General features: G+C 71.2%; 24 protein-coding genes and 1 pseudogene. 12 read left to right on the top strand and 13 right to left on the bottom strand.

Going from position 1 to position 26590, the window contains the following annotated elements; translation table 11 throughout:
* Window positions 1–11: 11 nt before the first annotated feature.
* From QIS96_RS12145 to QIS96_RS12170, 6 genes are all read right to left on the bottom strand, one after another.
* Window positions 12–1217, bottom strand: coding sequence for an FxsB family cyclophane-forming radical SAM/SPASM peptide maturase (locus QIS96_RS12145; protein WP_408907165.1), 1206 nt, complete (start codon window positions 1215–1217; stop codon window positions 12–14).
* A 131-nt stretch (window positions 1218–1348) separates the two neighbouring features.
* Window positions 1349–1525, bottom strand: coding sequence for a hypothetical protein (locus QIS96_RS12150; RefSeq protein WP_282542510.1), 177 nt, complete (start codon window positions 1523–1525; stop codon window positions 1349–1351).
* Window positions 1522–5412, bottom strand: coding sequence for an SAV_2336 N-terminal domain-related protein (locus QIS96_RS12155; protein ID WP_282542511.1), 3891 nt, complete (start codon window positions 5410–5412; stop codon window positions 1522–1524). The genes QIS96_RS12150 and QIS96_RS12155 overlap by 4 nt, the downstream gene beginning before the upstream one ends.
* Before the next feature lie 5 nt (window positions 5413–5417).
* Window positions 5418–6473 (bottom strand): AAA family ATPase, encoded by a 1056-nt coding sequence (locus QIS96_RS12160; RefSeq protein WP_282542512.1) that lies wholly within the window; start codon window positions 6471–6473, stop codon window positions 5418–5420.
* Between the two features lie 172 nt (window positions 6474–6645).
* Window positions 6646–8865, bottom strand: coding sequence for a VMAP-C domain-containing protein (locus QIS96_RS12165; protein WP_282542513.1), 2220 nt, complete (start codon window positions 8863–8865; stop codon window positions 6646–6648).
* Window positions 8858–9253 carry a CU044_2847 family protein gene (locus tag QIS96_RS12170; RefSeq protein WP_282542514.1) on the bottom strand — a complete coding sequence of 132 codons (396 nt, stop codon included), beginning with the start codon at window positions 9251–9253 and terminating at the stop codon, window positions 8858–8860. Before QIS96_RS12170 ends, QIS96_RS12165 begins: the two co-directional genes overlap by 8 nt.
* Window positions 9254–9525: 272 nt before the next feature.
* Between QIS96_RS12170 and QIS96_RS12175 the strand changes: the two genes are divergently transcribed.
* Window positions 9526–9708, top strand: a complete 183-nt coding sequence (locus QIS96_RS12175; protein WP_003961784.1) for a DUF6104 family protein — start codon at window positions 9526–9528, stop codon at window positions 9706–9708.
* A gap of 198 nt (window positions 9709–9906) precedes the next feature.
* On the opposite strand, the gene QIS96_RS12180 is transcribed toward QIS96_RS12175, so the two are convergent.
* Complete coding sequence (locus tag QIS96_RS12180; protein WP_282542515.1) at window positions 9907–10704, bottom strand: hypothetical protein; 798 nt, start codon at window positions 10702–10704, stop codon at window positions 9907–9909.
* Between the two features lie 173 nt (window positions 10705–10877).
* On the opposite strand from QIS96_RS12180, the gene QIS96_RS12185 reads away from it, so the two are divergent.
* Both QIS96_RS12185 and QIS96_RS12190 read left to right on the top strand, forming a co-directional pair.
* Window positions 10878–11954, top strand: coding sequence for a DUF4097 family beta strand repeat-containing protein (locus tag QIS96_RS12185; RefSeq protein ID WP_282542516.1), 1077 nt, complete (start codon window positions 10878–10880; stop codon window positions 11952–11954).
* Window position 11955: 1 nt separating this feature from the next.
* Complete coding sequence (locus tag QIS96_RS12190; RefSeq protein WP_282542517.1) at window positions 11956–12942, top strand: helix-turn-helix transcriptional regulator; 987 nt, start codon at window positions 11956–11958, stop codon at window positions 12940–12942.
* A 242-nt stretch (window positions 12943–13184) separates the two neighbouring features.
* Here the strand turns inward: QIS96_RS12190 and QIS96_RS12195 are convergent, their stop codons facing one another.
* Together QIS96_RS12195 and QIS96_RS12200 are read right to left on the bottom strand one after the other, a co-directional pair.
* Complete coding sequence (locus QIS96_RS12195) at window positions 13185–14147, bottom strand: zinc-binding dehydrogenase (protein WP_282542518.1); 963 nt, start codon at window positions 14145–14147, stop codon at window positions 13185–13187.
* A gap of 399 nt (window positions 14148–14546) precedes the next feature.
* On the bottom strand, window positions 14547–15755 hold the full coding sequence (locus QIS96_RS12200) for an NAD(P)-dependent malic enzyme (protein ID WP_282542519.1): 1209 nt from the start codon (window positions 15753–15755) through the stop codon (window positions 14547–14549).
* Window positions 15756–16423: 668 nt separating this feature from the next.
* Here QIS96_RS12200 and QIS96_RS12205 point away from each other — a divergent pair.
* Genes QIS96_RS12205 through QIS96_RS12215 form a run of 3 tightly spaced genes read left to right on the top strand, consistent with a single transcriptional unit; the run spans window position 16424 to window position 19095 of the window.
* Window positions 16424–17374 carry an ABC transporter substrate-binding protein gene (locus QIS96_RS12205; RefSeq protein ID WP_282542520.1) on the top strand — a complete coding sequence of 317 codons (951 nt, stop codon included), beginning with the start codon at window positions 16424–16426 and terminating at the stop codon, window positions 17372–17374.
* A 30-nt stretch (window positions 17375–17404) separates the two neighbouring features.
* Window positions 17405–18337 carry an amino acid ABC transporter permease gene (locus QIS96_RS12210; RefSeq protein WP_282542521.1) on the top strand — a complete coding sequence of 311 codons (933 nt, stop codon included), beginning with the start codon at window positions 17405–17407 and terminating at the stop codon, window positions 18335–18337.
* Entirely contained in the window at window positions 18334–19095 is a 762-nt protein-coding gene (locus QIS96_RS12215; protein ID WP_282542522.1) for an amino acid ABC transporter ATP-binding protein, read from the top strand. Before QIS96_RS12210 ends, QIS96_RS12215 begins: the two co-directional genes overlap by 4 nt.
* A gap of 61 nt (window positions 19096–19156) precedes the next feature.
* On the opposite strand, the gene QIS96_RS12220 is transcribed toward QIS96_RS12215, so the two are convergent.
* On the bottom strand, window positions 19157–19933 hold the full coding sequence (locus QIS96_RS12220; protein WP_282542523.1) for a class I SAM-dependent methyltransferase: 777 nt from the start codon (window positions 19931–19933) through the stop codon (window positions 19157–19159).
* 102 nt (window positions 19934–20035) lie between these two features.
* On the opposite strand from QIS96_RS12220, the gene QIS96_RS12225 reads away from it, so the two are divergent.
* Window positions 20036–20665 carry a CGNR zinc finger domain-containing protein gene (locus QIS96_RS12225; RefSeq protein ID WP_282542524.1) on the top strand — a complete coding sequence of 210 codons (630 nt, stop codon included), beginning with the start codon at window positions 20036–20038 and terminating at the stop codon, window positions 20663–20665.
* Here the strand turns inward: QIS96_RS12225 and sodX are convergent.
* Window positions 20569–21006: a nickel-type superoxide dismutase maturation protease gene (gene sodX, locus QIS96_RS12230; protein ID WP_282542525.1), complete on the bottom strand. Its 438-nt coding sequence runs from the start codon at window positions 21004–21006 to the stop codon at window positions 20569–20571. The genes QIS96_RS12225 and sodX overlap by 97 nt on opposite strands.
* 225 nt (window positions 21007–21231) lie before the next feature.
* On the opposite strand from sodX, the gene sodN reads away from it, so the two are divergent.
* Window positions 21232–21627, top strand: coding sequence for a superoxide dismutase, Ni (gene sodN / locus QIS96_RS12235; protein WP_187811750.1), 396 nt, complete (start codon window positions 21232–21234; stop codon window positions 21625–21627).
* Between the two features lie 244 nt (window positions 21628–21871).
* Here sodN and QIS96_RS12240 read toward each other — a convergent pair whose 3' ends face one another.
* Both QIS96_RS12240 and QIS96_RS12245 read right to left on the bottom strand, forming a co-directional pair.
* Window positions 21872–22693, bottom strand: a complete 822-nt coding sequence (locus tag QIS96_RS12240; RefSeq protein ID WP_282542526.1) for a class I SAM-dependent methyltransferase — start codon at window positions 22691–22693, stop codon at window positions 21872–21874.
* The gene (locus QIS96_RS12245) at window positions 22690–24024 is read right to left on the bottom strand and encodes a helix-turn-helix domain-containing protein (protein ID WP_282542527.1); all 1335 of its coding nucleotides are present in this window, start codon (window positions 24022–24024) and stop codon (window positions 22690–22692) included. Before QIS96_RS12245 ends, QIS96_RS12240 begins: the two co-directional genes overlap by 4 nt.
* Before the next feature lie 103 nt (window positions 24025–24127).
* Between QIS96_RS12245 and QIS96_RS12250 the strand changes: the two genes are divergently transcribed.
* From QIS96_RS12250 to QIS96_RS12265, 4 genes and pseudogenes are all read left to right on the top strand, one after another.
* The gene (locus QIS96_RS12250) at window positions 24128–24604 is read left to right on the top strand and encodes an ATP-binding protein (RefSeq protein ID WP_282542528.1); all 477 of its coding nucleotides are present in this window, start codon (window positions 24128–24130) and stop codon (window positions 24602–24604) included.
* 28 nt (window positions 24605–24632) lie between these two features.
* The gene (locus tag QIS96_RS12255) at window positions 24633–25751 is read left to right on the top strand and encodes a hypothetical protein (protein ID WP_282542529.1); all 1119 of its coding nucleotides are present in this window, start codon (window positions 24633–24635) and stop codon (window positions 25749–25751) included.
* Window positions 25748–26095, top strand: a pseudogene (locus QIS96_RS12260) (ASCH domain-containing protein); the annotation flags it as partial. The gene QIS96_RS12255 and the pseudogene QIS96_RS12260, both read left to right, overlap by 4 nt.
* A 296-nt stretch (window positions 26096–26391) precedes the next feature.
* On the top strand, window positions 26392–26590 hold a 199-nt coding region (locus QIS96_RS12265; RefSeq protein ID WP_282542530.1), incomplete at its 3' end, for a hypothetical protein.

The raw sequence follows: 26590 nt of genomic DNA on the forward strand, positions 1-26590 counted from the left end.
GGGAGGTTACGTCACTCTTCGTCAACTACCGGTAAACGTACGTCAGTTAGGGCGCCTTGCGCCGAGTGGACGCCGGGCGGGCCGGACGGGCCGTCGCGGGTACGGCTGCGGGTGCGCCTTTCCAGTTCGCCGGCGAGGCGGTCGGCGAGGTGGCGGATGAGGCGTTCCAGGTCGGCGCAGTACACGCTGGGGTGCCGGAAGCCGCCGGTGCGGGCGGAGTAGCGGTGGGCGTAGTTGCCGCCACCGCAGACCCGCACGACCGGGCAGGCCAGGCACTCCTCGGCGAGCGCGCGCAGCCCCTGCCTGCGGGCGGCGATCCCGGGGTGGCGCAGGGCCTCGTCGAAGGAGTTGCGGAACACGTCGAGGCCGGTGGCGGGCGCCCCGTCGTAGGCGGACTTGAGCGCGTCGACCTGTTCGACGGCGCCGTCCGTGTCGACCACGACCACGGCGAGCGGGGAGGTCCCGACGGCCTCGGTGGCGCTCTCCGCGCCGAGCAGCAGCGCCAGGATCTCGCTGAACAGCCGAAGCCGCGGCCGGCCCGGCTCCCGGTCGGCCCACCACTGCTCGAACGCGCCGATCAGCCAGTCCGCGTACGGGGTGGGGCTCGGCCGGTGCCGACCGGGGGCCGCTGCGGCCCAGTGGGCGTGCGGGAGCAGGAAGTCGAGCGCGGGCGGGCCGAGCCGGCGCAGCGAGCGGTACACCTCGCGCGGGTCGGTGACCGGGTCGATGGTGCTGAGCAGGCCCGCGTACGTCTCGGGTCGTGCCGCGAGGAGTCCGGCGGCGCGCCGGACGGCCGGCCAGGACGGGCGGCCCGCGTGGTCGACCCTGCGGGCGTTCAGGTCCGCGGAGCCTCCGTCGAGGCTGAGGCCGACGCGGATCCCGGCGGCGGCGAACCGGTCGAGGACCGCCGGGGTGAGCAGGGTGCCGTTGGTCTGCACGGTGACGTCGACCCGCGCGCCCGGCGCCGCCTCCCGTACGGCGGCACGGACCCTATCGGCGTACGCGACGAGGAACCCGGGGCCGGCGAGCAGCGGTTCGCCTCCGTGCAGGTCCAGCCGGATGCGGCCGATGCGGTGCGCGGCGGTGTGCTCGGCGATGCGGTACGCGACCTGGCGGACGGTGGCCTCGGGAATACGATGCGGGCGCTCACGCCAACTGCCGTCGGGGCCGGTGTAGATGTAGCAGTAGGTGCAGGCGAGGTTGCAGCGGCTGTGCACTTTGAGGACGAACTGACGGAAGCCGGTGGGTGTTTGGGGCTCTTGTTCGTGCTTGTGCTCGTGCTCGTGCGCTTCGGGTCGGCCCGGCTGAGGCCTGCTGCGCGGCTCGCCCCTGGGACTGTCGGGCCTGCTCACTTGGGGTCCGCCGCATCCGAGTAGTACGCGAGCCCGGCCTCACCGGAGGCCTCCCGCTCCCCGATCTCGACCAGGACGGCGGCGAGGACCGGGTGGCGGACCGAGCCGGGGGCGGGGCGCGGGAAGACGGGCAGGGGTATGTCCGCGGAGTCCCCCTGAGCGGGAGTGTTCATGGGCGGGAGTCCGGAGGACGGGAGTCCGGGGGGCGGAAATCCGGGGGGCGGGAGCCCGGGGGTGCGGGGGTCTGCTGGTCGGCGCCTGCCGGGTGGGGCGGCTGCTGGTCCGCGTCCGCCGGGCGGGCGGCCTGCTCGTCCGCTTCTGCCGGGCGGGCGGCCTGCTCGTCCGCGTCAGCCGGGCGAGGCGTCTGGCGCTCCGGCTCCGCCGAGCGGGACGCCTGGGCCACCTCGTCCGCGTCCGCCGGGCGAGAGCCCTGCCGCTCCGCCTCGGCCGTCTGGTCCGCGGCGGTCTGGTCCGGGGCCGTCTGGTCCGCCGCCGTGATCAGGGTGCGCAGCTCGTGCTCGACGCGGGCGTGCAGGCGGGACCGTTCGCCGGAGTCCGCGTCGTCCGCCGTGGTGCCCGCGCCGGCATCGAGAGCCGTCAACTTGCGGTGGGCGCGCTCCAGTTCGTTCACGGCCGCGGCTCGGCCCGCCGTGGCCATGAGCTGGCCGGAGCGCTCGATCCGCGCCTCCACGGCCAGCGTCGCGAAGCCCAGCTGCTCGGCCTCCTCCACGCAGCGGCGGTAGTGGTCGGCGGCCGTCACGCGGTAGCGGTGGGCTCCCGTGCGGCGGGCGAGCGCGTCGGCGACGCGGCCTCGGTGCAGCGCGGCGTACGCGACGATCTCGTCGTCCCCCTCTCGCATGGCCACGCCGAGGGCCCAGTCCGCTTCATGCAGGTCCGAGAGGGCCTCGCCGTGGCGGTACCGGGAGATCAGGGACACGGCGAAGAGCAGGTGCCGGCGGGGCGCTTCGGGGTCGCTGGCGGCGGTGAGATCGAGGGCGGCCCGGAACGCGCGGACACAGCGGTCCAGTTGTCCGGGAGACTCGTTTTCCTCGTCTTCCTCGTTTTCCTCGGCTTCGCGGTGGCCCACGACGCCGTACCGCCCGGGAGGGACTCCGTCGGCGTCCAGCAGGAGCTGGCCGAGCAGTGTGTGCAGCCCGGCGTCCTCAGGGACCAGCTCCAGGGCTCTGTCCAGGTCGGCGACGGCCTGGGCGAGGCTGTCCTGCGGGCCGAGCAGGTGGCCGTAGCGCCAGAGGTGGAACGCCCGGTTCGCCAGGGCCGTGCTCAGTTGCCGGGGGTCCACTGAGGTCTCGATCGCCTGGTCGAGCGCCGCGAGGCCGGCGATCAGCGGGTCGAGCAACGATTCCGCCGGGTCGACGGTGAGCTCGTGCGCCTCGGCCAAGTCCAGCCAGCGCACGGCCAGTTCACCGGCCTCGATGTTCGCACCCAGCAAGCCCGACGTGCCCGACGCACCCGACGCACCCGCCCGCGGAGCCAGCACGCGCTCCAGGTCCACGACCGCACGCCCCGCCAGCTCCCGCTGCTGCCGCGGGTCCCGAAGGTCCGGGGGGCGCGGCTGGGGACCGCGCCCCGCGTCCCGGCGCGCCAGGTCGAGCAGGCCGAGCCCGCGCAGCAGATGCAGGTCGGACAGCTCAAGTCCGAGCAGCAGGTCGGGGTCGGGCTGGGGGCCCGAGACCTGCTCCAGCCTCAGCACCAGCTCGTCCAACCACTCCACGCAGCGCGCCATGAGCCCGCCGAACGCCGCGTCCACCGCACCCTCGTCCTGCCCCGTGAGCCGGGTGGCCTGCGCGGCGACCAGGGCGAGGCGGCGCAGCGCCCCGACGCGCTGCACACCCAAGGTGCGCAGCAGCACCTCCGACCCCGCATCGACGCTCGGCGCGAGCCGCTCGAACGCGGCGACCAGCGTGGCGTCCTCACGCTCCAGCAACCGCAGCACGGCCAGGGCGGCCCGCAGTCGATGAAGGTTCGCCAACTCAGGTTCCCCTGCGGCGAGTTGAGCGACCTCACCGCGCACCTCGCCCGGCAGCACCGCGGACCCGGGCCCCGAGCGCAGCTCCTCGTCAGCCATCGCTTCCAGCACCCGCGCGTACGTCAACGCGGCCACGGGATGGTCCTCCGCATCCGCCCGGACGCAGTCGTACGCCTCAAGGAGATCGCCGGGGCGGCGTCCGCCGAGCCAGCGCTGCAGCAGTACGTCCCCCAGCTCGATGCGCGCGACATCGGCACCCTCGAAGCCTGAGTCCGCCCGCAGATGCCGGAACAGCTCCGCGGCGTCGTCGAGGACCTGGGGCGAGCCGTTCTCCTCGAACTCCTTCGCCAACCTCCGGGCGCGTTCGAGGAGTTGAGCGGGCGTGGTGCCCGTTTCCTCGGTGCCCGTCACCCCCGGGACCAGGGGCACGGTCGGTCCGGCCCCGAAGCGTCCCATCACCTCCGCCGAGACCCGCGCGAACGCCCTGAGCATCGGGTCCTGTGGCACGCCGTCCGCCCCGAGGAGCGGGCTCGCGTGGTCGGCGGCCCCGCGTCCCTCCAGGTGGGCCGCCGCAAGGGCCGGGAAGTTCCGCGCCGTTCTGCCGTATCTGTGCTCCACGTAGCGGGAGCAGTGCTTCAGGACCAGGTGCAGGTCGCTCTCCTCGCTGCGGCGCAGCAGCTCCGCCCGCACTCCTTCGGCGAACTCGTAGGCGTGCAGCCCCTCGACGTCAGGTGCGCGCCGCAGCAGCCCGCCGACCAGCACCTCGGCGAGCACCTCGGGCCCGCTGCCGGGGAGCATCGCCCGCTGCACGAGGCGCATCACGGGCAGCACCAGGGGCGCGGCCGCCAGATGGCCGACGAGGCGGACCGCCGACGCCGAGGCGGTGCGCACGAACGCCCGCACCCGGTCGCGCGGCGGTACGACCCGGTCGGTGCCGCGCGCGGACGCGGACGCGGGATGGTCGGCCCGCACCCAGCCGGCCGCCGCGCGCAGCCGCTGCTCCGTGCCGCCGCCCACCAGGTGCACCCAGGAGCCGAGCGGTCCCGGCCGGGGCGCGATGATCGGCACCGCGAGGGCCCCCTCCGGCGGGAGCCCGGCCCCGCGCGCGGACCTGAACTCCAGCCTGCCCGCGGCCCCTTCGCAGCGGCGTAACTCACCCTCGTCGGCGGGGAGGTGTGTCCTGCGCCAGTGGCGCTGCGGCAGGGGCTGGACCACCGCGACCGGGCTGTTCCGCGCCAAGCCGTGCAGCAGCCGTTGCATGCCGCCGTCCCGCCACATCGGGCCCACGCAGTCGCTGAAGACGAGGATCACCTGGTGGCCGGTGGGGTCGCGGAGCTCCGCGGCGGGACGCAGAGCTGCGCCGCCCGTCGCCGCGGTGGCGAGGGCGGGCGCGCCGTCCGGGCCCTCGCGCAGGAAGTGCGGGCGGACCTCGCGGAAGGCGCCGGCCCGCTCGCAGATCTCCCGCAGCTCCGCGAAGGCGTCCTCCCAGACGACCATGGATGTGGAGACGTCCATGACCAGGCGCAGCCGTGCCTCACGGCGCCGGGACGGGCGCAGGATCGGCAGCATCAGGCCGGTGTCGGCGGTCCGCTCCGCCGTGGCCCGCTCGTCGAGCACGCTGTGGGCTCCGCGGCCCGCCGTGCGGAATCTGCGCAACGGGCTCAGCGCGCGCTGCAGGGACTGCGGGTCGGGGAACGTGACCGCGGTGGGCACCCAGACCGGGACGGCGTTCGCAGGCACACGCTCGCCGTCCGCGCCCGGCACCGTCAGCTCGACGGCCCCGGCCGGGGTGCGCTGCCTTCCCTCGCCCGTCGGCGCCCGCAACTGCGCCGCCGGGGCCGCCTTGCCCGCGGGGCGCACCGGGGTCTGCTGCGGCTCCGGCAGCGGCGGTACGTCCGTCACGGTGCCCGTGTCCGGGCCGCGGACCGTGGTGTCGGGCACCCACTGGGCGAGCCACAGGGCGTCGGCGAGCTCCTCCGGGTCCGGCTCCACGCCCACGTCCCGCAGCCGGGACACGAGAAGCGTCAGCGGATCGGAGGGCGCCGGCTCGACGGGCGGGGGCTCGACGGGCATGACGGCTAGCGCCTGGGCTCTTGGTCGGGGGAGCCGATCAGGAGTCGGGCGATCTCCGCCCGGCGCGCCGAGTCCTCCTGCCCGGCCGCGTGTTGGGTGAGGAAGATGGCGTTGAGCAGCTGGTCGGTGGGCCGGTGCGCGCCGCCGCTGTCCCGGGTGAAGAGGCTGAAGACATCGCTGTGCGTCTCGTCCGCCTGCTCGCCGAAGTGGGCCTGGACCATGGCCGCGAGGCGCTCGCCCTTGGGCGGTTCGAGGTTCAGGTGGATGCAGCGGCGCAGCAGCGCGGGCGGGAACTCGCGCTCGCCGTTGCTGGTCATCACGATGAACGGGAAGGCGTGGCAGCGCACTCTGCCGCCGGTCACGGTGACCGGCCGGCCGTCGTCGCTGAGCACGGTCACCTCGTCCCGGCCGTCGCGACCGGCGATGCGCTCCAGTTCGGGGATCGCGAACTCGCCTTCCTCGACGACGTTGAGGAGGTCGCCCGGCAGGTCGATGTCGCTCTTGTCCAGCTCGTCGATGAGCAGCACGCGCGGCTGCCTGCTGGGCAGCAGCGCGGTGCCGAGCGGGCCCAGCCTGATGTACCGCCCGATGTCGCTCTTGGGGCGTCCCCGGGTGAGCGCGGCACGGGGCCGTCGCGGCCCCGCGGTGTGCGCGTCGAGCTGGGTGTCCTGGAGCCGGCCGATCGCGTCGTAGGCGTACAGGCCGTCCTTCAGTTCCGTGCGGCTGACGACGGGCCACTGCAGCACGCGGCCGAGCCCCAGCTCGTGCGCGACCGCGTGCGCGAGCGTGCTCTTGCCGGAGCCGGGGGCCCCGGTGACGAGGAGCGGTCGCCGCAAGTAGAGGGCCGCGTTGATGAGTTGGAGGGTGCGGTCGTCCTGGATGCGGAGCATCGGGTTGTCGCCGAGGCGGCGCAGGGAGGAGTGGTCGATGTCCGGGGCGCGGTCCTGTTCCGCGGGCGGCGGCGTGCCGTCGAAGCGGCGCCAGTGCGGCGCTTCGGGCAGGTCGGCGATGCGGTTCCGGGCGGGCTCCCCCGTCCCCCTGAAGATCAGCCAGTCGCTCATGGCTCGCTCCTCGTCAGCGTTCGATGGCTTGCCGCGCGCCGGCCGACGAGGGTGGCCCCCGCCCACAACGGGCCCCTGGAAATGTACCCGCAGCGGCCGCCGAAAATGACTGTTTCAAGCCATACCGCGCGCGCAGCGATGTGGCTGAAGTCGAGCCCTGCGTCTCCGGTGTTCATGACGGCGAGTCCAGTGGTACGGGTGCGTCGTCGACCGGCCGGTCGTAGAGCAGCGCGAGCGCCGCGGCCGGGTTCGGTCCGGCGCCGTGCGCGATGTCGCGCCGCAACTGCCAGACGGCATGCGGCAGTTCGTCGGCCGTACGACAGGATCCGCAGATGTCGTCCAGCTGTTCGTGCAGGGCCGTGCAGGCGTCGCTGCAGGGGCTGCGCTCGTGGCCCACGCCGTGCCACAGCGCGATGCCGTGGTCCTGGTCGATGACCGCGCCGAGCGCCTCCGCGCCGACCGGGTCGCCGGCCGACCTGCACAGCGTGGGCACCTCGCCGGGTGCGATCCGCTCGGCCGCTCTGCCCAGGGGTTTGCCCGCGGGCGGCAGCCGCACGGCACTGATCCGCTCGGCGGCGTGCAGGTCGCGCCAGCGGCTGCCCCGGCGGTCGCTGCGCTCCGGGTCCAGCTCGCGCAGCCGCATCAGACTGCGCACGACCACGGGCCGGTGCACGCCCAGCGGCTCCTTGGCGAGGTCCTGGTGCAGCGGGACGGTGTTGTTGAGCTGCCACTGGTGCACCGGCTCGTCGAAGTGGTCGTGCTGCAGGGCCACTTCGAGCGGTGCGGGCGAGCCGCCGAGGTCCGCCAGCTCGAAGGCGCGGGTCAGGGCGCCGCCCACTTCGTGCACCAGGTCGCGGTAGAGCGCGCCCGGACCGGCCTCGTTGTCGTCGAGCGGGGCGTCGTCATCGTCGGCGTGGTCGATGCGCACCGTCCAGTAGAAGCGGCGCTCCTGCTCGCCGAGCACCTCTTCGAGCTCCAGGACGACGATGGACCGCTCGCTGCCCGGGTGGGGGTACGCCACCGGTTCGACGGCGGTCTCCGGCGGCCGCACGTGCACCGCCTGCACCTCGGGTCCGGGGTGTGCGTGTCCGGTCGGGCCGCTCCCGCCGCCCATGTGCCCGTGGTCCGGCGCGGGCTCCGGACGCGGGAGCGGCACCGGCCGCCGCCTTCCGGGGAGCTGCTCCTCCCGTTCGTCCAGCCAGTGCGCCAGCTCGCCGGTGTCGAGCCCGGTGGACTCGGCGTACTCGGTCACCCGGCGCAGATAGCGCAGGAAGACCTCGGCTTCGAGGGGGCGGGCGCCGTCGTACAGCTCGCCGTGGCCGTCGCGCCAACTCTGCGGCGCGGGGTGGGAGTTGGAGAGCCAGCGCCGCCGCTTCGCCTGCCGCACGAGCACGTCGATCTCGCCGGGCTTCTCGCTCTCCGTGCCCTTGGGCAGGTCCCGGCGCAGGCGCGCGAGGTGGTAGAGGGCCGTGGACCGGTCCGTCGGCGACCAGAGGTCCGGCGCACCGCTGCGGCCTGCGGCGCGCGCCGCCTCCTCCTGCAGCGCCACCCAGCTGCCCGGCCGGTCGCGGCGCTCGTGGTGCCAGATGTCGTGGGCGGCGGCGACGTCCGCGTACAGCTCGCGGAAGCCGCGCATCGCCGTGATGTCGATGGCCGCGCCGCCGTACCCCTCCTGGCGTGCCTTCATCACACCGACGACGGCGCCGGCCTCCGGGGCGGCCACCGAGGAGCCGGACAGACCGGACTTGAACTGCGCCATCGGCTCGAACCGCCGCTCGCCGCCGTCCGCCACGTTGATCCTGGCAAGGACCTGGCGCATCCGTGCGTCGCCGGATTCGCCGGGGTGGTAGCCGAGGACGAGTCGCTCGTCACCGAGGGGGCTTCCCGCCCAGTCGGCGATCCAGACGCACTCGTGCCGTCCGGCGAGGTCCTCGTCCTCCAGGCGCAGCAGGGCGAGGTCCTGCTCGAAGGGGATCTTGCCCGCCTTGCCGGCCGGCCAGAGCGTCTGCTCCAGTCGCGCCTCGGCCGGCGTGCTCGCGCCGACCACCGCACCCGTGACGCCGAAGCGCCCGCCCTGGAGCTGGGCCTGGGCCTGAGCCTGGGCCGGTTGCGGGAGAACCACATGCGCGCAGGTGAGGATCCAGCCGGGCGCGACGAAGAACCCCGTCCCGAGAAGTCGAGTGCTCACCTTGGCCGCCGCGCCCTTGGACTGCGCCCCGTTGCTCCCCTTGGACTGCGCCCCGTTACTCCCCTTGGACTGCGCCCCATCGACCCCGTTGGCTCCGCCGGCCCCCTCGGCCCCGTTCCTCGGTGCGGGGATGTTCCTCGGTGCATGGATCTGGACGGTGGCGGCCTCGATCAACTGTGTGAGGGCCGCCGAAAGGTCAGGCATCGGCTCCGCCGAGGTGCCAGGTGAGGGTGACCTGCACGGACGCCTTCGCCTCCCCCTCGGCGAGAATCGCGAACGCCCGGCCCGACTTCGTGCTCAGCTCGACGCCGAAGGTGATGGCGGCCTCGTCCGGGGCCACCTCCTTCGCCGCATCGAGCACGGAGGTGCCCACGCCCTTGATCAGCTCGCCGAGCTGCTCCAGCCTCGCGCCCGCGTTGTCGAGCACGCCGATGTCCTGGTCCTCGTACAGATCCGTGGGCGTGACCCGGGCCATGATCTGCCCCGCGCCGCCGGGCAGGGTGATGGGCCACACGCCCTGGGGCAGGGCGTCCGCCGGGATCGCCCCGTCCTGCTCCCCCGCCGTTTCGTCCGTCCACACGCTGTCCGCCATGACGCCCCCGTCCGTACGCAGCCTCGACCTGCCGGTGCTCCCGCCAACTCCCTTGGCAGCACCGGCTCTTGATCTACGACGAGGTTAGCCACCGGGCCGGTTGCGGGCGACCCCTGTGGATAACTCCGTTCCGGCCGGTCAGGGGCTGGCTCGATCCGATCGGTCAGGGCGGGCTCGGTAAAGTGGACGGGGTTCCCAGGCCTTCCCCGAGGCCCCGGAGACCCGCACCACCACCGGCGCCGCTTGGGCGTGGCGACAGGAGCAGCAAGCACATGTACTTCACCGACCGAGGCATCGAAGAGCTGGAGAAGCGGCGCGGCGAGGAAGAGGTCACCTTCGAGTGGCTCGCCGAGCAGCTGCGGACGTTCGTCGACCTGAACCCGGACTTCGAGGTGCCGGTCGAGCGCCTCGCCACGTGGCTGGCCCGCCTGGACGACGAGGACGAGGACGAGTAGCCGCCGTCCGGGTCCGGACGACGAGTAGCCGCCGTCCGGGTCCGGACCAGGGGCCGCGCTGGTCGAGGGGCAGGCCAAGGACCGCGCTGGTCGAGGGGCAGGCCAGGGACCGCGCTAGTCGAGGGGCAGGCCAGGGACCGCGCTAGTCGAGGGGCAGGCCAGGGACCGCGCTAGTCGAGGGGCAGGCCAGGGGCCGCGCTAGTCGAGGGGGCGCTGCATTTCCCGTACGAGGGCCAGGGCGCCGTGGACCAGCAGCAGCGCGCCCGCTGTCGTCAGGGCGGCACTGTGGCGCCGTAGGCCCCAGAGCGTGAGCGGGAGGCCCGTCGCGAGCTGGGTCGCGGCCAGGGCGCGGGCGATCAACGTGCCGCCGTCGGGGGCGAGTTCGGCGCGTACGGCCTCGCGGAAGCCGGGCCACTCGACGGCCTCGGCGTCCGGGAGCGCGCGCACCGCCGAGCGCAGAGTTTCCGCGCTCGCGCCCGGAGCGAGGCCCGGGGGCGCGGCGAGTCCGGCACGGCCGAGGAGCGCGAGGAGGCCGCGCAGCCGGTCGTCGGCGCCGGCCGCCGGATCGGCCCGGGTCAGCGGTTCGAGCGACTGCATGTCGAGTACGGGGTCGAGGCCGAGCCGGGAGGCGAACGTACGCATCGCTTCGTCCTCGCCCACCGGGGTGCCGTCGGCGAGCCACACGTAGCCGACGCTGCGGTGGAAGCCCGAGGCGAGCGTGTAGCCGCTGCGGTCCGCGTCCCACCACAGCGCGAGCACCGGCCGGCCCGCGCCGACGGCGAGCGCGGTCGCCCAGCCCGCGAGGACCCGGTCGACGGGCTCGTCCTCCCGGGCCCACGGGACGCCGTCGGGCACCAGAACGCTCCACTCCGGTCCGGCCGGGGCGAGGTGGAAGCGCTCGCGCAGGAGCCCGGCGACGGGGCGGACGTCGACGGACGCGGCACGGCAGAACAGCAGCGCGCCGGGTGCTTGGGGCAGCTCGGGCGGGGATGACACAGATCCACGCTAGGGCAATTTGCCCGTACAAGCCCTGGTATGCCCCACCCCTGGAGACCAAGCCTCCCTCCAGCATCGGAGACTCGCCCACCCTTGACGCGTCACAACCGCGATATATCGTGTGTTACGCGCACGTCCGTGTGTCACGCGTACGCCTGAGGGAGGTCAGCAGCATGGCGGAGACCGGCTGGGAGATCGCCGAACCGCAGAAGTCCGTTTTCGGCGATCCGGTGCGTTCACTGCACGTACGCCTCGTCAACGGCACCGTGAACGTGGTGGGCACCGACGAGGACGCGGCCCGCCTTGAGGTGTCCGAGCTGGACGGGCCGCCGCTGCGTGTGACGCTGAAGGACGGCGCGCTCAGCGTCGCGTACGAGGACCTGCCCTGGAAGGGCTTCCTCAAGTGGCTGGACCCCAAGGGGTGGCGGCGGCATGCGGTGGTCTCGCTCGCGGTGCCGTCGGGCACGGCGGTCGAGGTGGGCACGGTCCGCGCGACCGCCACCGTGTCCGGGATCGCCGGGCGGACGAGCGTCAGGGGCGTGCACGGCGAGACCACCCTCGTCGGCCTCTCCGGCGACGTACGGGCGGAGACCGTCACCGGGAACGTCGAAGTGCAGGCCGTGACCGGGGACTTGAGGTTCACCTCGGTCTCCGGGGACCTGACCGTGGTCGCGGCCGGGCCGTCGGTGAAGGCGGACTCGGTCAGCGGCGACATGATCGTGGACGTGGACGCCGACGCGGCGAGCGGCGCGACGGGAGGCGGCGCCACGGAAGGCGGCACGACGGCACGCGGCGCCACGGACATCCGGCTCACCAGCGTCTCCGGCGAGATCGCGATCCGCCTTCCGCACCCGGCGGACGCCGTGGTCGAGGCGGACACCACGAGCGGTGCCGTCTCCAACGCCTTCGAGGACCTGCGGGTCGGCGGCGAGTGGGGCGCCAAGAGGATCACCGGCCGGCTCGGCGCGGGCACGGGCGCCCTCAAGGCCACGACCGTCTCCGGCGCCATCGCCCTCCTGCGCCGCCCCCAACCGGAGCCACAGGAGGAGCCACAGGAGAAGACGTACGAGAGCACGTACGAGGAGACGTACGAGGAGAAGGAGGCGGGCGAGGCGGGCGAGACGCGCGAGGCGGGCGACGGCACCCCCGGCGCACCGCGGACACAAGCGGACGGGAAGAATCCTCCTTCGGACACGCCCCCGGCGGACACCCCGCCCGCCGGTGACAGCACGACCGGGAAGGTGCTCTGACATGCCCCCCGTCTTCGCCCACGGCCGCCTGCGCCTCTACCTCCTGAAGCTCCTCGACGAGGCGCCGCGCCACGGCTACGAGGTGATCCGGCTCCTGGAGGAACGCTTCCAGGGCCTGTACGCGCCCTCGGCGGGCACCGTCTACCCGCGCCTGGCCAAGCTGGAGGCCGAAGGCCTGGTCACACACGCCACCGAGGGCGGCCGCAAGGTCTACTCGATCACCGACGCGGGCCGCGCCGAACTGGCCCACCGCAGCGGCGAGTTGGCCGACCTGGAGCTGGAGATCCGCGATTCCGTCGCCGAGCTCGCCGCCGAGATCCGGGACGACGTCCGGGGCGCGGCCGGCGAGCTGCGGCGCGAGATGCGGGCGGCGGCGAGCGCGACCCGGCGCGGACACGGCACGTCCGGTGCGTCCGGTGCGTCTGCCCAGGCCGAGCCCGAGCCCGAAGCCTGGCGGGCGGCGAAGGAGGAGCTGCGCCGCGTCAAGCAGGAGTGGAAGGAGCAGGCCCGCCGCGCCAAGGACGAGTCGCGCCGCGCCCGCGAGGAGGCACAGCGCGCCCGCCGCCAGGCCAAGGAGGCCGAGGACGAGGCGCGCGACGAGGTGCAGCGGATCGCGAATCGCGTACAGGACCAGGTGCAGGACCACTTCGCGCGCGGGGACTGGCCGACGGGGCTGCGGGAGGGCCTCGCCGAGATCACCAAGGAGTTCGGCCGCTTCGGCAAGCCCCGCCCGGCCGACGCAGCGGAACCGAAGCCCGAGACCGAGACCGAGACTGGCGCGGCGGCCGAGCCGGAGTGGGCGCGGGCGGAATCCACCGGCGATCCGGCCCGCGACCTGGACCGCCTCCTGGACCGCTTCCGTGACGACATCCGCGACGCGGCCCGCGACAACGGGGTGAACGAGTCCCAACTCCGCGACGCCCGCCGCCACTTGTCCGCAGCGGCGGCGCACATCGGGGCGGTGCTGCGGGGGGTCGACGGAGGCTGACGCCTCCGGCGGGCTTCTTCCCCTCCCCGCCCCTTCCCGAAAGTCCTGCGGACGGCTTCGGGGGCTGCGCCCCGGCCCCCGCCGGTTCTTCGGCCGGCCCGCCGTCGTGGCTGGTCGCGCAGTTCCCCGCGCCCCTGAAAACCAGCCCCTCCGGCGCTTGAGGAGGCCCGTCCGGCGAGGCCACGCGGCGACAGCCGCACATCGGATACCGCGGGAAGGGGCGGGTAGGGGAAAAAGCAACCTCAGACAGTCAGCACGATCTTGCCGAACTGCCCACCCCCCGCCATCCGTTCGAACCCCTCACGCGCCCGGTCCAACGGAAGCTCCTCGTCGATGACCGGCCGGATCCCCGTATTCGCGCAGAACGCGAGCAGGTCCTCCAACTCGTCCTTGGAACCCATCGTGGAGCCGACGACCTTCAGTTCGAGGAAGAAGATCCGGGTCAGCTCGGCGTGCGAGGGCCGGTCGCCGCTGGTCGCACCGGAGATCACAAGGGTGCCGCCGGGCTTGAGGGACTTCACGGAGTGCGACCAGGTGGCCGCGCCGACCGTCTCGATCACCGCGTCCACCCGCTGCGGCAGCCGCGCGCCCGACTCCACGGCCTCCACCGCGCCCAGCTCCAGGGCCCGCTTGCGCTTGGCCTCGTCGCGGCTGGTGGCGAAGACCTTCAGGCCGGCGGCCTTGCCGAGGACGATCGCGGCCGTGGCCACGCCGCCGCCCGCGCCCTGCACGAGCACCGAATCCCCGGGCCGCACACCGGCGTTGGTGAACAGCATGCGGTACGCGGTCAGCCACGCCGTGGGCAGACAGGCGGCCTCGGCGAAGCTGAGCTCCTTGGGCTTGGGCAGCACGTTCCACGTCGGGACGGAGACCTGCTCGGCGAACGTGCCCTGATAGCGCTCGGTCAGGATCGAGCGGGGCTCGTCCGGGCCGACGCCGTGCCCGGACTGGCCGATGACGGAGTGCAGCACGACCTCGTTGCCCTCGGCGTCGACCCCGGCGGCGTCGCAGCCCAGGATCATCGGAAGCTTGTCCTCCGCGAGGCCGACGCCCTGCAGGGACCAGAGGTCGTGGTGGTTGAGGGAGGCGGCCTTGACGTTGACGGTCGTCCAGCCGGGGCGTGCCTCGGGGGCCGGGCGCTCCCCCAACTCGAGGCCGTTGAGCGGCTGGTCACGGTCGATACGGGCGGCATAGGCGGCGAACATGCCGCCGACGATATTGCGGCACGGCCCGCACCGGAACCACGCCACGGTGTGACCCCCGCAACTGAGGGCTCCGCCCCCAGACCCCCACTCCTCAAACGCCGGAGGGGCTGGATTCAGCCCCGACAGGGGCGCGGGGAACTGCGCGACCAGCCACGACGGCGCAGCAGCCGAAAGACAGGCGCCGCAGCCACGCGGGGCGCCAGCCGCAAACCGACACAGCCGGGAAGGGGCGGGGAGGGGCACAAAAAAACAGCCCGTGCAAGAGGGCCGAACACGGGCAAGGGCCCCGCCAACAGGCAGGGCCCTTGCACCAGTTCCGGCTCCACGCCGGGCCCGGGGCGAAGCCCCGATCCCGCCGCACAAGGGGGGCGGGGCCAAACCCCGTCCACCCCCACACGCTCAGCGGCGGGCGACACCCTCCGCACGAGCCGCAGCCGCGACCGCAGCGGTGACGGCCGGCGCCACCCGCTCGTCGAACGGCGACGGGATCACGTACTCCGCGGACAGCTCGTCACCGACGACCTCGGCGAGCGCGTCGGCCGCCGCGATCTTCATGCCCTCGGTGATCTGCGAGGCCCGCACCTGCAGCGCGCCGGCGAAGATGCCGGGGAACGCGAGCACGTTGTTGATCTGGTTCGGGTAGTCCGAGCGCCCGGTGGCCACGACCGCCGCGTACTTGTGCGCGACGTCGGGGTGCACCTCGGGGTTCGGGTTGGCCATGGCGAACACGAAGGAGTTCTCCGCCATGGAGGCCACCGCGGGCTCCGGGACCGTACCGCCGGAGACGCCGATGAACACGTCCGCGCCCGCGAGGGCGGTCTCGAGCGTGCCGGTGATGCCCGCCTTGTTGGTGATCTCCGCGAGCTCGCGCTTGACCGGGGTGAGGTCCTCCCGGTCCTTGCTGACGATGCCCTTGCGGTCCGCCACCGCCACGTCGCCGATGCCCGCCTCCAGGAGGAACTTGGCGATGGCGACGCCGGCCGCGCCCGCGCCGGAGATCACGGCGCGCAGGTCGCCGAGGGTCCGGTCGGTGAGCTTCGCGGCGTTGCGCAGCGCGGCGAGCGTGACGACCGCCGTGCCGTGCTGGTCGTCGTGGAAGACGGGAATGTCGAGGGCCTCCTTGAGGCGGTCCTCGATCTCGAAGCAGCGGGGCGCCGAGATGTCCTCCAGGTTCACGCCGCCGAAGGACGGGGCGAGCCGGACCACGGTGTCGACGATTTCATCGACGCTGGTGGTCGCGAGGGCGATCGGGACGGCGTCCACGCCGCCGAACTGCTTGAAGAGAATGGCCTTGCCCTCCATCACGGGGAGGGAGGCTTCCGGACCGATGTCGCCGAGTCCGAGCACGGCCGTGCCGTCGGTGACGACGGCGACGACGTTGGACTTCCACGTGTAGTCGTCCACGAGCTCGGGCTGCTCGGCGATGGCGCTGCACACCTTGGCCACGCCAGGCGTGTACGCGAGGGACAGGTCGTCCTTGTCACGCACCGGCACGGTGGCCTGAACAGCCATCTTGCCGCCACGGTGCAACGCGAAGGCGGGATCGAAGGGCTCTTCCGCGCCCTCCGCACCGGCGTCGCTGCGAGGGTTGACGATCTCCGCTGCCACTTTTGTCTGACCCCTTAAGTCTTATTCGTTGAGGGTGACCACTCCTGGTTTAGGGGTGGGCGGGCACCGCGTCCGTGTCTCGTCTCGGCGGTTGGCCCGCCTCCACGAGGGGAGGTACGTACGCGCGGGCGCGCCGCACACGCGCCCTGAGCCCCGGATGAGGGGTGTAACAGCCCTTTTTACCTGAAGACTGCACGGACGGGCGAGCGGCATTGGTCACTGCCCGGTAAGGGCCTTTTGCCCGTACGGAAAACGAACGATCATCGTTCATCGCACGGTCACCGGGAATTGCCCGCACGCTTCCCACCTGCGGCGTTGCCTGCACCGCCGGGGCCGTACCGGCAGTACGGGCGGCCACCCCGAAGCGGGTGCATCCAAGTCGCCACAAAAGCAGACAAGGCGCACACTGAATACCCGGAAAGATCTGTCCACATGGCGAGATTCGCCGGAGATCGCATAGTTAGCGGCTGTTCACCGGTTACGCCCCGTTCCGCTCAATGACGGACCGCACACCCTCAGGCTCGCCCCGTTATCCGATTTTGACATAGCGACCCTCCGAAATCCGGACGTCCGAATGGCAAGATGCGGGACACGCGAGGCCGCGCCGCTCGGCGCTTCCCCACCCTCCACCCCGTACGACGTCCCCCTCACCTGCCGGAGGCACCACCATGACCGCAAGCACCACCCGTCGCTCGGCCGCTCGCAGGACACGAATACTCGCGGTCGGCGCCGTTGCGGTCTCGGGCGCTCTGCTCCTCGCCGGCTGCGGTGACCAGACCAACGCCAGCCAGGGCGGCTCCGACGTCAAGAGCGCCCCGCTCGCCGACAAGCTCCCGAAGAGCGTCAAGGACGCCGGTGTGGTCAAGGTCGGCTCCGACATCGCGTACCCGCCGGTCGAGTACAAGGACAAGGACGGCAAGGTCGTCGGCATCGACCTGGACATCGCCAAGGCCCTGGGCGAGCAGCTCGGCGTCGAGTTCGCCTTCGAGAACGGCACCTTCGACACCCTGCTCGGCGGTCTCCGCTCCAAGCGGTACAACATCGCCATGTCCGCCATGACGGACACCAAGGACCGCCAGAACGGCATCGACTCCGAGACTGGCAAGAAGGTCGGCGAGGGTGTCGACTTCGTCGACTACTTCAACGCGGGCGTCTCGATCTACACCAAGAAGGGTGACACCCAGGGCATCGAGACCTGGTCCGACCTCTGCGGCAAGAAGGTCGTCCTGCAGCGCGGCACCGTCTCGCACGACCTGGCCAAGGCCGAGTCGAAGAAGTGCGAGGGCGGCAAGAAGATCGCCATCGAGGCCTTCGACAACGACCAGCAGGCCCAGACCCGGCTGCGCTCCGGTGGCGCCGACGCCGGTTCCTCCGACTTCCCCGTGGCCGCGTTCGCCGTGAAGACCTCCGGCGGCGGCAAGGACTTCGAGCTGGTCGGCGAGCAGGTCGAAGCAGCTCCGTACGGCATCGCGGTGCCCAAGAACAACCCCGAACTGCGGGACGCCATCAAGGCCGCGCTCGACGCCATCATCAAGAACGGCGAGTACGACAAGATCATCTCGAAGTGGGGCGTCAAGGACGGCGCCGTCACCGAGGCCAAGATCAACGGCGGCAAGTGACGACTCCGCGTCGTCGGTGAAAGGCATCTCGTGACTGTGGACACTGAAAAGAAGGGCCCGGAGGACACTCCTCCGGCGGCCCCTGAAGCCATCAAGGCCGTTCCGGTGCGGCACTACGGCCGCTACCTCTCGGCCCTCATCGCCCTGGTGGCGCTCGGCGCGATCGTCTACGCGTTCGCGCAGGGCAAGATCAACTGGGGAGCGATCCCCGACTACTTCTTCGACGAGCGCATCATCAGCGGTATGCGGGAGACCCTGCTCCTGACCGTGCTCTCGATGCTGATCGGCGTCGGCGGCGGCATCCTGCTCGCCGTGATGCGGCTGTCCCGGAACCCGGTGACGTCGTCCATCGCCTGGTTCTACATCTGGTTCTTCCGCGGCACCCCGGTCCTCGTCCAGCTCTTCGTCTGGTTCAACCTGGGCTTCGTCTTCGAGTACATCAACCTCGGCCCGATCTACAAGGACGAGTGGTCGGACTTCATGACGCCGTTCCTGACGGCGCTGCTCGGACTCGGCCTGAACGAGGCCGCGTACATGGCGGAGATCTGCCGTGCCGGTCTGCTGTCCGTGGACGAGGGCCAGACCGAGGCGGCGCACGCCCTCGGTATGAGCCACAGCAAGACGCTCCGCCGTGTGGTCCTGCCCCAGGCGATGCGCGTCATCGTCCCGCCGACGGGCAACGAAGTCATCAACATGCTGAAGACGACGTCGCTCGTCGCCGCCGTCCAGTACTACGAGCTGCTGCGCAACGCGCAGGACATCGGTCAGAGTTCGGGCGCCACGGTCGAGGTCCTGTTCCTCGCCGCGACCTGGTACCTGATCATGACCTCCATCCTCAGCGTCGGGCAGTACTACCTGGAGCGGCACTACGCCCGTGGCTCGTCCCGGCAACTCCCGCCGACGCCCTGGCAGAAGGTCAAGGCCAACTTGCTGTCGCTGCGCCGTCCGGAGGTCGCCCGATGAACGCCATGGTCAAGGCCGAGAACGTGCACAAGTCCTTCGGGCACGTCGAGGTCCTCAAGGGCATCGACCTGGAGGTCAAGCAGGGCGAGGTCTTCTGCCTGATCGGCCCGTCGGGCTCCGGCAAGTCGACGTTCCTGCGCTGCATCAACCACCTGGAGAAGATCAACGCCGGACGGCTGTACGTCGACGGCGACCTGGTCGGGTACCGGCAGAAGGGCGACAAGCTCCACGAGCTCAAGGACAGCGAAGTCGCCCTGCAGCGCCGGGACATCGGCATGGTCTTCCAGCGCTTCAACCTGTTCCCGCACATGACGGCCCTTGAGAACGTCATGGAGGCGCCGGTCCAGGTCAAGGGCGAGTCGAAGGCCGCGGCACGCGAGCGCGCGGGCCAGCTCCTGGAGCGCGTGGGCCTCGGCGACAAGGCGGGCAACTACCCGTCGCAGCTCTCCGGCGGCCAGCAGCAGCGCGTGGCCATCGCGCGCGCCCTGGCCATGGAGCCGAAGCTGATGCTCTTCGACGAGCCGACCTCGGCTCTCGACCCCGAGCTGGTCGGTGACGTCCTCGACGTGATGCGCGACCTCGCGGAGTCCGGCATGACGATGATCGTCGTCACGCACGAGATGGGCTTCGCCCGCGAGGTCGGCGACAGCCTGGTCTTCATGGACGGCGGCGTCGTGGTCGAGTCCGGTAACCCGAGGGACGTCCTGACCGACCCGCAGCACGAGCGGACGAAGTCGTTCCTGTCCAAGGTGCTTTAGCCATTGGGTAGTTGAGGGCGGTACGGGGCTTCCGGTACCGCCCTCTTCCCGTGCTCGGCGGCTACTTCACCGCGAGCACCAACCCGTCCGAAGGCGACGCCCACACCGTGCGCGCCTCGGCGAAGCCCTGCTCGCGCAGCACGCGTGCGTGCCACTCGGCGGGCGGGGTGTCGCCGTCGGCGTGCTCCCCGTAGATCTCGAACCGCTTCGCGGTCGGCTCGGCGAGGACCGGGTCCTTGGCGGCGAGCTGCCACCAGTCCGCCCAGTCAAGCGCGCCGGCGGCCTTGGCCCGGTCCTGGCGCGCGTGCCGCTGGGCGCGGTCGGCGGCGTTGATGCGCGGGGTGGACGGGTCGGGCATGTGGTCGGCGTTCATGAACACCCCGCCGTCCCGGACGAGTTCGGCGACCTGGCCGTAGAGCACGGCGAGCGGTTCGCTGTGCAGCCAGTGCAGCGCGGTGGCGGTGAGGACCGCGTCGTACGAGTCGTACGGCAGCTTCGCGCGCCAGTCCGGGTCCTTGAGGTCGGCGGTGACGAAGGTGACGCGGTCGTCCCCGGCGAAGGTGCCCTCGGCGATGGCGAGGAGCGCCGGGTCGAGGTCGACGCCCGTGCTCGTCGCCTCCGGGAACCGCTTGAGCAGCCTGTCCGTGATACTTCCCGTGCCGCAGGCCAGATCGAGGACCCTCGGCTTCGGCCCCACAAGGGCCTCGACCATGTCGAGCATGACGCGGAACCGCTCCTCGCGGTCCGGCATGTACCACTCCTGCTGCCGGTCCCAGCTCAACTGCCAGGCCTGCCAGTCGGCCGCGCCCGCCGTGGTTCCCGCGGTGGTCTCGGTCATGGAACCCTCCCGTACGACATCACGAGTACGTAATACCCTGGACGCAGAAGCGCCCATTACCTCTGCAAGCTCGACGATAGCCCGCCCCCGTAAGGACTACAAGTGGAACTGGCCTATTACTCGGACTATGCCGTGCGCCTGGTCAACAGTGAGGAGCCGGCCCGGAACAAGGACTCCCTCACCTCGGTCGACGCGGTCCGGGACCTCTTCGGGCCGAACTCCACCGCGGCCCGCCGCGCCACCGACGCGGACGTGACCCGGTTCCGCTCCGTACGGGCCCGGCTGCGCGCGGTCTTCGAGGCGGCGGACGGCGGCGACGAGACCCTGGCCGTCGACCTGCTCAACTCACTGCTGCTCGAATTCCCGGTCAGCCCGCAGATCTCCGGACACGACCACCGCGACGAGGACAACCGCCCGCTCTGGCACATGCACCTGGCCGACCACCCGTCGAACGCGACCGCGGGCTACGCCGCCATCGCCTCCATGGGCCTCGCCTTCCACCTCACCGAGCACGGCGTGGAGCGGCTCGGTATCTGCGAGGCGACGCCCTGCCGCAACGCATACCTGGACACGTCCACCAACCGCTCCCGGCGCTACTGCTCGGACCGCTGCGCGACCCGCGCCAACGTCGCCGCCTACCGCGCCCGCAAGCGCGAGGAGGCCGACCGGTCGCACAGCACCGGACGTACGGCGGAGAGCGCCCAGAGCAGTGCTCTGAACGGTGAGCGCTGACCCGAAGGCCGCGGCCTGAACCGGCCGACGACACGGGCGAGGACGAGCTCCTCGGGCACGGTCCCGTAGTCCGTACTGTCCCCGCCCGCATAGGAGTTGTCGCCGAGCACCCACCAGCCGGCCTCGCGCAGCTCGACGGCGCGCTTCACCACGAGCAGGTCCTGCTGGAACGGGTGGCGGAGGACGACGACGTCACCCGGCCGGACCCGCACCCCGTACCGGACGAGCAGTTGGTCGCCGTGGCGCAGCGTGGGCACCATCGAGGGCCCGTGCACCTCGGCCACACCGAACGGCGCCCGCGCCTGACCGGCCCGCCCCGGCTCACTGCCCTGCTCCCGCATCCCGCACCTCTCGCCCGTCGTCGCGACGCATGTCGTCCGACGCGTGTCATCCGACCCATGCCATGCGACCCATGTCAACGGATGCCACCAGTCTGCCGTTCGCATCCGTCTCGGGTCCCGGTTCGACCCCGGACTTTCGTCCCAGCCTCTGGGCCGCCCGCGAAATCCCCTCTCTCACGGAGTAATGTCCCCCCTGAGAAGACGATCACGAGGAAGGACAGCTCAATGCTCTCCCGCCTGTTTGCCCCCAAGGTGAAGGTCAGCGCCCACTGCGACCTGCCCTGCGGTGTCTACGACCCGGCCCAGGCCCGCATCGAGGCGGAGTCGGTCAAGGCCGTCCAGGAGAAGATGGCGGCGAACGACGACGCCCACTTCCAGGCCCGCGCCGTTGTCATCAAGGAGCAGCGCGCCGAGCTCGCGAAGCACCACGTCTCGGTGCTCTGGAGCGACTACTTCAAGCCCCCGCACTTCGAGAAGTACCCGGAGCTGCACCAGCTGGTCAACGACACCCTGAAGGCCCTCTCGGCCGCCAAGGCGTCGACGGACCCGGCCACGGGCCAGAAGGCGCTGGACTACATCGCCCAGATCGACAAGATCTTCTGGGAGACGAAGAAGGCCTGACCTTCGCGTTTCGTCGAACGATCCGGCGAACCATTCGTCGACGGAGAACACCCGGCATCCGCGCGGAGCCGGGTGTTTTTCGTTTGCTCCCGCCGTACGTCCCGGGCTCGGGGCACGTCTAGGCAGCCTTCCAGCAGGCCTCGCGGTCGTCCGGGTCCCCGTACCTCGAGGTCTGGGCGACGCGCAGCGACTGATCTCCGGGTCGCGGTTGCGCAAGGGAGACTGTCTGGCCCGGTCTGGCCTCTCAGCGGCGGCGACACACGAGAATGCCGCCAAGACAGTGGATCTCGAACGCCCCGTGCCGGGCGATGTGTTCCTCCAGGATGGTGCGGGCCCGCGCGATCGTGGCCTCGAAGGGCACGTCGTGCTGATCCGCCCAAGCCTGGTACGAGGCCATGTGTGCGACCACGGGTTCGGGATCGGTGACCGTGATGGTGCCGGGTAGCTCGGTCGTCTCGACGCGGTCGAACTCCTCGCCGAGGAAGGCCGGCGCCTTTTCCAGGGAGAAGCGGGCACTGAGCGAGACCCGAGCCGGCCCTCGGTCGGTCCCGAGTACGTCACCGGCCGCCCGTACCCACAGTTCGTCCAGCTCGGCCTTGTCGCGGTCGCTGTTGGTGGAGGCGATCAGCAGGCCGTCGTCGGTCACGACGCGGGACAGCTCTCGTACGGCCTGGGGGATGTCCGGGGCGTGGTAGAGCATGTGCATCGCGAGAGCGGCGTCGACGCTCGCCGATGCCAGCGGAAGCCTCGCCACATCCGCCACCGCGACCGCGCCAGGTACATCGGCGAGGATGCCGGGCGCGATGTCCAGGCCCAGAAGTTCCAGGTCAGGTCGGTCCTGACGCAGACGCTTGATGAACTTGCCGTTCCCGCAGCCGACATCGACGACCCGTCCGTGCACGGCGGCGAGGTGGTTGGCGACGATGCCGGGCAGATCGTAGCGGGGCCGCTGCCACTGGTAGAGGGACTGCCGGGCGGCGAGGTCCCGGTCACCGTTGTAGGCCCTCCCGGCGAGGCGGTCGCGGTCGGTCACGGCGGCGTCGTGGGCGGCGGAGAGGTCGGTCACTTCGGCAGCTCCGGTGGACGGGCGGCGGGCAGGGCCGCGAGAACGGCCGTGTGCTGGAGTCGCTCGCGCAGCTGTGTGGCCTGCGCGGCTCCACCGTACTGCGGTCCGTTCAGCTCGCGGCTGAGATCGACAAGTCGCCGGACGATGCTTGCGGAGAGCCGCTCGGGCGGTGCTTCGAGCACGAACCCGAGCATGGCCTCGGCACCATCGATGTCGGCAAGGAGTAGCTGCCCTCGCGCGAGGTCGACGTGCGCGGCGAAGAGGTCGCCCACCGACTGGTCGTCGCGGTCCGCAGAGCGATAGAGCTGAACTGCCTTGTCAGCACTGGCGATTGCCTGCTGAACGTGTTCGCGTCCGCCGATGGCGAGGTGTGTCGTCCCGGCGTACGTGAACTGCTTGGCCATCGGGAAAGAGAACACTCCTGGGATCTCGTCTGCTACCTGCTCCCGCTCACGGGCACGCTCGGCGTCGACCAATGCAGCCCCCGCGCCTTGTCCATCACCCGCGATTGCGAGCGCTCTTGCCTCCAGACTGGCCAGGCGTGCTCCGATGCTGCCGCCCGCCCGGTGCCGGCGTCCTGCTTGCGCCAGGCATGCCGCCTGTTCGTACCGGCCGGTCCAGTAGGCGATCAACGACTCCACGGCCCGCACCCACGCGAGCAGCCCCTCACGCCCAGCAGCCTCGGCGCACGCCCGAGCCGTCCGGGCGTGGGTCGCCGCCGAGTCGTAATGGCCAAGGTCCAGACAGACGTGGGCGGACAGCCCGCAGAGCCGGGAGGCTGATACGTACAAGTCGCTTGTCTGGCGCGGCCGCTGCCGCCCACGCAGGAGGCTGAACACCCCATCGCGTAACTGCCGGATCTCGACGTACAACTCCATCAAGGGGTGACTGACGTAGGCGCGCGCCAGCCGGGCCACGTCGACGTCGAGCTGTTCGACCACAAACTCGTCCGCGTTGCGCTGGGCAATGAATCGAGCGAACTCCGCTGACGACGAGGCATCTGCGGCAGTCTCGGCGACCTCGGATCGTGAGGCCGGCGACCACGGCTCACCAGTTGGCGAGGCACCAGTTACGTCCACTCCTCTGGTCTTCCGCTTGCTGACTGCGACGGCCCGGTCGAGCAGGGCGACATCGACGTCGAAGACCAGAGCGAGAAATCGCCGGGTGTACGGCACCGGGACACGAACCTCACGCTCGTACCGCCCGATTTCCTTGCCCGTCTTCGCGGCGCGCCCCTCCAGGGCGTTGCACTCATCGGCGACCCGCTGTTGGGTCCAGCCACGCTCAGTCCTCAGCTGGACGAGCAAGGCGCCGATGCCGGTTTCGCCCATCCCGACTCCTCGCGGTGTACGAACTGTGGCCCTCATCGTGGCCCCTTGATTGGCCCCCGCGCTGGCTCCCGACCCAAATGAGCTACCGCGATTGGCTGTTGGCATGCCCAACGGAACATGCCATGAGCCAACGACACGCGAGCCCAACCAGAATCAGCAGCCCTTAAGTGCCGCCGTCGAACACCACTCCAGGCGCTTCACCCGACGCAAGGCCAACGTGCCAGCCGCCCGCAGGTTCGTCGCGGAGGTTCTTACCGGGTGGGGCCACATGCAACGCCTAGACGACGTCCGCCTGTGCGTATCCGAGTTGGTGACCAATGCGCTGTTGCATGCGCCGGTTGCGGACGGGCTGATCCTGGTACGCCTCGAACTCCACGGCTCGCACGTGCTGCTTGATGTACAGGACGGCGGAGTTGGCACCCCGTCACCACGCACTGCCCAAGAGGCCGACGACGGCGGCCGCGGCCTCCTCCTCGTAGAAGCCCTGGCCGACACCTGGGGACTCACGACCCGACATGGTCCTGGCAAACGCGTCTGGTCGACGTTCCGGCACGAGCACCCCCACGCCCTAGCCGAATGAAGTCCCATCCGAAGCAAGGGAGTTCCTCATGACGTTCATGCCCGTCTCGCCGAACACCGTGCTGGCCAACGCTCTCACTCATGCCGAGGACGTGCTCTCCCCACGTATCCAGGCGGCCCCACCCGAGAAACTCGTCCTGGTCGTCGGCACGCAGATCAACGGCGCCCCGCACATCGGCACCTCGCTCGTGCAGTCCCTCGCCTTCGCAGTGGCGGCTCGCCTCCGGAACCGCTTCGGCCTGCCCGCGGAAGTCCTCTTCGGAGCTCTCGACAACGCGCCGTACGACCTGACCACGGACCCGGCGACCGGCCACCGCTACCAGCGCGCCTACGCCCAGGCCCTCGGCGAGCAAGCCCTGGCCGCCTTGGTCGATGGGCCCTCCGGACCTCTGCTCGCGATGCTGTCGCGCCGCACGGGCGTCCCGTTCCGCGTCGAGACGTACACCCAGCAGCAGGCCGGCGAGCACTTCCGCCGCACCTGGTTACGGCTCCTCCCCCGCATCGACGCCGCCCGCTGGTGGCTGGCCCCGTCCACCGGGACACCACACGTCCGCGTCCCGTGCCCGCGCCCCGGATGCGGCTGGGCGGAGAAGCACGCCGAACGTACACAGGTCCTTCTCGCGGCCCCGGAAACGGCTTTGGTCAAGGCCGTCTGCCTCCACCACGGCCCGTACGAGGTCCGCATCACCCCCACCGAGGGCGCCTATCTCGACCTGGCCACCCTGTACCGCAACCTCGTCAAGGAACTCGCGCTCGTCGGCCCACCGCACAACGCCCTGCACATCATGATCAAGGGCGGCGACTGGGTCTTCGGCTCACATCTAGTCGACGAGGCTCACCAGGCCGTCGGCCTCACCCGCGCCCAACTCCCGGCCCGCCTCTTCTGCCCTCAGGTCGTCACAGACACCGGAGCCAAACTGTCCAAATCCCTGATCCGCGAAGGCCGAGCCCCCTTGCCGGACGGCGCGGCCGACTGGATGCTCGACACCCGGCAGTGGCCCGGCTCGTTGCCCGAGTACGCCGACCAACTGCTCGCCCTGACCGAGACCCTGCTCGCCGACCCGCGCCACTTCTTCCGTTCGTACTCCGCTGCCGAGATCGGCCGCATGATGAGCACCCCAGCGACCAGGAGCATCCCCGCACCATGAGCGACACCACCGCCCGCGTCCGCGAACTCCACCTCTACCGCAAGTACTTCGAGCTCGTGGCGGCGGGCACAAAGACCATCGAGGTGCGGGTGAAATACCCGCACCTGGAAGACCTCGCCGCCGGCGACATCATTCGCTTCCGCATCAAGGGCACCGACGAGACCTGCGACGTCCGCGTCCTGCGCGTGACCGAGTACCCAAGCTTCGAGGCGCTCCTGGACGGAGAGGGCCCCTCCAACGTCAACCCCAAGGCCACTCACGGCGAACAACTGACCAACATGCGCAGTATCTACAGCCCCGAGAAGGAGAATCTCGGCGCCCTCGCCATCGAGATCCAGCTGGTGAAAGACTTTCGCAGCCTTCCGCTCAGGACGTCGTGTGGTGAGGCCGAACCTGCCGCAGAGAGCCCCACAACCCGGGGAAGCCGAGAGGGTCTGCAACCGCCCCCTTCAACAACGCCTTCCGTGGATGGCATCCCGGCTATTACTCAATCCAGCCAGGTGCGTTGAAGGACGGAACCGACTGATCCTCGCCCTGAGTCATCAGTTCCGGTGCCGGATAGATCATATTCGCGTATGTGATGCACAGCATCTATCAGTCTTGGCGCTCGGGCGCAGACTGCGGGGGAGGTTAACGGGGGATGGGCTACGTACTGCCCGACTGGGTGGACACGCTTCTCGACTTCGCAGGCATCAACTGGCCGAACGTGGACGAGGACGACTACCGCGAGATGGCCGACGCGTTGCGTGAGTTCGCGGATGCCTTCGACGACCACGCGGGTGAGGCGCACGGTGCGGTGAGTCGTCTGCTGGCGTCCAGCGAGGGCTGGGCTGTGGACT

Source organism: Streptomyces cavernicola, from assembly GCF_029968035.1.
GTDB lineage: Bacteria > Actinomycetota > Actinomycetes > Streptomycetales > Streptomycetaceae > Streptomyces > Streptomyces cavernicola.